Here is a 3,921-nt window from a genome sequence, read left to right as displayed (position 1 = left end):
GCGGCCGGTGAGTCGTCACGCGCCCACGACGTCAGGTTGCATAGCTAATTGTAGAAGAATTGAATGAAACGCCCTCATGAATAAATGCGGCTAGCTACTCTTCGGCGGGAGCTTCGATGATGCGAGTTGACCCGAGAGCAATTCATGGTTGAGTTTCTGCTGCATACCTCGAACCTCCATTTCTGTCAGAAGCGCTGTTGGCAGATATACTCGTGCCAGATCGTCCGGTCTGAAATTTTCGGCTAGTCCTAGGTCCTTGGCCATCTCGCTTAAGAGGAGAGCACGTCGGTCGTCGATTACAGGCAGGGCTCCACCAGTCGGTGGAAAGTTCCGTTTGTCATTGAGTGCTGCGTAGAGGTTCGCCCATGCGTTCCTAACTTCTGGAACGTCGGAAAATACTGCGTCGATTAGGTTAAGAGCTTTGACGCAGTCCACTTCTGCCAGAAAACTCCTATTCTGCATGACCGTTGCAAAAATCCAAACCTTTTGTCGCCTCCTCTCGCTCGCATCTTGAAGCGAGGCCGCTATTTGTGCTGCATCGACGGGCGCTTTGCGCGTTGCAATCACGGCCATTGATGTTGCTAAGGCCGCCCACGTCGTCGCGACGGCTGCCCAAATGGCGGCGATAGCGGCTATCCACTCTGGGCTCATATCGACAACCTGGAAATCGTCGAGATCCCGACATTGTAGCTGCGTGCCAGCTCCTTCAACGTGGCACCCTCGGCCCGGCGCTGCCGGGCTTCATCCTGCTGCTGTGGGGTGAGGGCGGGGGGGCGGCCCATATGCTGCCCGCGCGCCTTGGCCCGACTCCGACCCTCGGCTGTCCGCGTGCGGATCAGGTCGCGCTCCACGTCGGCCAAGCCACCCAACACGGCCAGCATCAACCGGCCGGTGCTGGTGCCGGTATCGGCCCACGGTTCGGCCAACGAGCGGAACTGTGCGCCGGCGTCGGCGATCTGCTTGACGATCGCGAATAGGTCGAACGTCGAGCGGGCCAAGCGATCGATCCGGGTCACCGTCACCACGTCACCGGCAGCGACGTATTTGAGTAGCTTCAACAACTCGCGGCGATCGGGGCGCACTCCGGTCGCTTTCTCACGGTAGGTCTTTGTGCATCCCGCCGCCTTCAACTGCTCAAGTTGGGCATCGAGGGTCTGGCCGTAGGTGCTGACCCGGGCATACCCGATCAGGCGAGAAGGGCGATCTGTTTCGGTCATATCTTATGGGATGTATAAGCCTTTGATTTGCCTAAGGCAAGCCGAGTTGCCAAAAGTCTTGATTTCTGCGCGCCTCACTTTGCCCGGGAACTTACATGCGATACAGCGGGCGCAGGGGCTGGGGCATGGAGCTGCTCCGCGGTTTGTGAGAGGACGCATAGTCCGGGCACCACGGGACGCGATTACCCATTCGGTTGGGCGGCCCCTGCCAAAACTCTCTTCTAAAATGCAGCCCAACGGCAACCGGATTACGAACATGGCCTTACCGTGCAGTTTTGGACAAATCGTGCAGCGACCCCTAGTAGACAACATTACATCCTAATTTTAATTCATTCAACATTATTGAATTCTCGGTCGTTTTTTTAAAGCTCCTATTTTTATTCCTTTACTCGAAAGAAAAAAATGACTGATGTCCATTGAACGTGCCCATTATTCAATATGACATGTCTTCGTCTACGGTCAACACCAGTTGGTACCACAATACTGTCTAACAAGAACTCATACGGTAGCGTATTAAAGTTGATGGCATCGACCAAATCAAGTCTAGTGGATGGTTCGATTAACTGCGACATGATTTCAGATCGGGTAAAATACTCCGGATGTGAATACTCTTCCAATAAAAGCATTTCGGTTGCGATTGCTACGATACCGCCAGGGCGCACAACACGTGACATTTCCCGGACTGCTTCGGCAGCGGCATGATGGCTACCAAAATGCTCGATCGAGGAAAGGCTCCAGGCGAAGTCAAACAGATTGTCTTGATAAGTCAGTTTTATGCCATTTTGGTTCTCGAAACGAATCTTTGAAAAATCCACCGTGGCAGGGCAACCTTTCTTACTTTCTTCCAGCATTTTCAGGTCTGCTTCTTTGCCGCCTGAGCAACTCCAGGTGGCCTCGCCGTACAAGTCCGTCGCCGTAACGTGCGCAATATGATCCGCGAGATAGTAGATCACGCTTTCACGTCCGACTCCAACACCCAATGCCCTATGCCCTATGCCCAGGGGCTAGCATGCCGAGCTTTCGCAGTCCGTAAAGACAGTGAGTCCACTCCCATCCTTTGCGATAGATTTCACCGCTAAAGTTCTGAAAACAATGTTTGTCGATCGAATAACGCGATAGATCATGATGCAAATCAATCCATTCACGATCAAGGTAATGTAATGGATTTATTACAGTAGATAGTCCGTCGATTCGACTCTCCAGCACATCAACGTGGTCAGAATCCCGTGTAGATAATTGTCGTCTTAGCTCAATGTTTTCTTCCAACAAATCGTTTCTGTGTTTTAGCAGTCTTCCAATCGTCGGAATTTTCGGAGCTATCTTGCGAATGAACGGCAGCATTTACTTATTTCCAGATGCTAAAATAGGAACAGACCTTAGATCATTTAGCAAGCTTCGTAAAAATGACAAATTCGTCTGATCCATCAGCCACCGAACAGGATCAGGAGGTGATTGAGCAGGTGAAATTTGTGAGCTGGTCGCTCCTTGATCGACAAGACGCGCCCCTCGCGCATTCGGAGGTCCGGTTGCAGCGGAACCGAAAGTACGATTGAGCATTCCCCCTCAACCCCCCCTCGAACGCCCGTTCCGCGCCGGCCGCGTCGCTTTGGTCGTCCTCGTCCGCCATACGCCCTCCGTCTCCGCCTACATCGACATGCCGTGATCGTGCCCGGCGCTGCGGCTCCGCTCCCGGCTCAACCCGATATCAAGGTCGGCGCTGATGCTCTGCGACAAGGCACGCGCGGCGATCTGGCCGATATTCCGCCCCTGTATGATCTGCATGAACAGCGAACCCGCCGTGATCCCGAGCCGCGCCGGCTGTGCCGCCATCGCCGCCTGGGCCGGTCCGTCCTTCTGGATCACCGTGGCCAGCTTTTGCAGCCGCTCGGCAATCGCATCCCGGAACGGCGCTTGGTCCCAAGCATGGCTCTTGTTGTGCGCGGCCTCCAGCCCTTTCCAGTTGGCCGCGTAGCGCTGCGCCCGCACATTCGGGTCAGCCCGCAGTTTCGCCTCGTGCTCCATGCCGGACACCAGCGCCGCACTCCGCGCCAGTCCGGTCAGGTCAGTCATCGCCTGCCGGGTCTTCGGATCGTAGTGCAGCGCGAAGCGTAGATCCCGCACCGATCCCGGCCGGGCCGCGTCCAACGCCGCCCCGGTGTCGCGCAATGCGATCTTCTGATGCTCCAGCAACGGCAACTCCTGCGCCCGCATCCGCGCCTCGTCCGTCCAGGCCCGCGCATACCGCTCCACCGCCCGGTTGAGACTATTCGGTGCCACCCCAGGCGATGCCGGCGCTGCTTGCGCCGCCTCGCGCGCCGGCTGCACCGGCAGGGACACCCCGGCAAACGCCCCTGGCGCGATGGCCTGCCGGTCGCGATCGGCGCCAAGCTTCAACCCATCGAACATCCCCCGCTTGCGCGCCGGGGGAGCCTCGGCCGCTGGTTCCGCAGCGCGCGCGGCCGGCCGATCACCGGCACCGCCCTTCGCGACTGCCGGGGTCTCCTTGTCTTGGCCAAGCGCCACCCGCAACGCCTGTTGCTGGGCCACCCGTGCCTGATCCTCCACGATATCCGGTGAGGCCATGCCCGACTCGCCCGCGCCGCGCCAAGGGCCTGTGCGGCTGAGTGGAACAGAAAACCGGCATAAGACTACTCAAAAGTCCCATGCGGAAGTAGGGTTCCTGAGCGGCCTGAGGCCGCCATTC

General features: G+C 57.3%; 4 protein-coding genes. All 4 read right to left on the bottom strand.

Annotated elements, in window-relative coordinates:
• Positions 1–90: 90 nt before the first annotated feature.
• The gene (locus BW994_RS18600) at positions 91–651 is read right to left on the bottom strand and encodes a DUF6680 family protein (RefSeq protein WP_076454849.1); all 561 of its coding nucleotides are present in this window, start codon (positions 649–651) and stop codon (positions 91–93) included.
• Positions 648–1,217, bottom strand: coding sequence for a recombinase family protein (locus tag BW994_RS18595; protein ID WP_029314442.1), 570 nt, complete (start codon positions 1,215–1,217; stop codon positions 648–650). The genes BW994_RS18600 and BW994_RS18595 overlap by 4 nt, the downstream gene beginning before the upstream one ends.
• Before the next feature lie 377 nt (positions 1,218–1,594).
• Positions 1,595–2,197 (bottom strand): class I SAM-dependent methyltransferase, encoded by a 603-nt coding sequence (locus BW994_RS18590; protein ID WP_281247788.1) that lies wholly within the window; start codon positions 2,195–2,197, stop codon positions 1,595–1,597.
• A 664-nt stretch (positions 2,198–2,861) separates the two neighbouring features.
• Positions 2,862–3,800 (bottom strand): hypothetical protein, encoded by a 939-nt coding sequence (locus tag BW994_RS18585; protein ID WP_029314445.1) that lies wholly within the window; start codon positions 3,798–3,800, stop codon positions 2,862–2,864.
• Positions 3,801–3,921 lie beyond the last annotated feature (121 nt).

It is taken from the genome of Acidiphilium rubrum, assembly GCF_900156265.1.
GTDB lineage: Bacteria > Pseudomonadota > Alphaproteobacteria > Acetobacterales > Acetobacteraceae > Acidiphilium > Acidiphilium rubrum.
The sequence above is the reverse complement of the archived record's forward strand: the minus strand, read 5'-3'. Positions and strand labels throughout refer to the sequence as shown.